At 63.5% G+C, this 1,009-nt stretch carries 2 protein-coding genes and 1 pseudogene; all 3 read right to left on the bottom strand.

The window, feature by feature from the left end:
• Nucleotides 1–356 (bottom strand): annotated as a pseudogene (locus ABT367_RS41420) (hypothetical protein); the annotation flags it as partial.
• Entirely contained in the window at nt 353–736 is a 384-nt protein-coding gene (locus tag ABT367_RS41415) for a DUF6507 family protein (RefSeq protein WP_352259139.1), read from the bottom strand. The pseudogene ABT367_RS41420 and the gene ABT367_RS41415, both read right to left, overlap by 4 nt.
• 21 nt (nt 737–757) lie before the next feature.
• The coding region (locus ABT367_RS41410; protein ID WP_352259137.1) for a pore-forming ESAT-6 family protein at nt 758–1,009 on the bottom strand (252 nt) is incomplete at its 5' end.

Below are 1,009 nucleotides of genomic sequence, written 5' to 3'. Positions count from 1 at the left end.
TCGTACTTCCAGTCCTCGTCATCCTTCACGGAATCGACGAAAGCCTGGGCATCGAGTTTCAGCTGCTTGAGCTTGTCCGCGATCGGCTTCACCTCCGCCGCATACGCGGTGAGCGCCGAGCCGACCTTCTCCAGATCATCACCGAACTGATCGGCCCTATCAGCGACGGGTTTCGTTGTCGCGAAGAGCTGCTCGGCTTCGGGAGCGGTGTAATACGCGGACAGGCCCTGGAACTGGGTGTGCACATCGGAGCCGGTCTTGCGGATCGCACCCGCATCCTTACCCAGCCCGGTCACCGCGGTCTCCAGCGAACCCAGGTCGCCGGTGAACTGCGGAACAGCAGAAGGAGAGATCATCCTTCCTGCACCCCCGGCTTCCCCAGATCAATATCCGGCGCGGACAGCGCCTTACGCTGCGCCTCGGCGGCCATCTCCACATCCCCGTTCAGATACGCGGTAGTGGCCTCGACCGCACCGGTCAGCGACTTACCCGCCCGCGCCGCCACGAACTTGATGTCCTTCGCCGCATGCTCAGCAAACTGCGACAACGCAAGCGCCACCAAACCACCCTGGTCGGCACCTTCCGCCCCCTCGGCGGCGATCGTTCCCGCCGAGGTCGCAGCCGTCTTCAGATGCTCACCAAAGCTGGTGGCCTGCTTCTCGATCCCACCCGCGGTCTCCCCGGTGGTCTTCAACACACCCTGAACACCCTGCGGACGAATGTCCCAGCCCGACATGCCAAGCCCCCGCGCGATCCGTTAACCGATGGAATCGACGGCGGCCTTCGCGCGCTGCAACGTCTGCTGCGCGGTGCCGTCGTTCTTCTCCAACGTCGTCTTCAACAGCTGAATAATGCTGCGGACTTCGTTGGAGGCGCGATTCCAGCGCAGCTCCTTGTCGTGATACGAGTCCGACACCCCATCGGCCTGGAAGTCGGCCATCGCCGCCTTCACCGCACGGTCCCGGTCCGTGATCACCTGCTCCAGACGTGCGATCACACCCTGGATGTT

The sequence above is a fragment of the Streptomyces mesophilus genome, from assembly GCF_040300965.1.
Classification (GTDB): domain Bacteria; phylum Actinomycetota; class Actinomycetes; order Streptomycetales; family Streptomycetaceae; genus Streptomyces; species Streptomyces mesophilus_A.
This window is presented reverse-complemented; position numbering and strand designations above follow the sequence as displayed.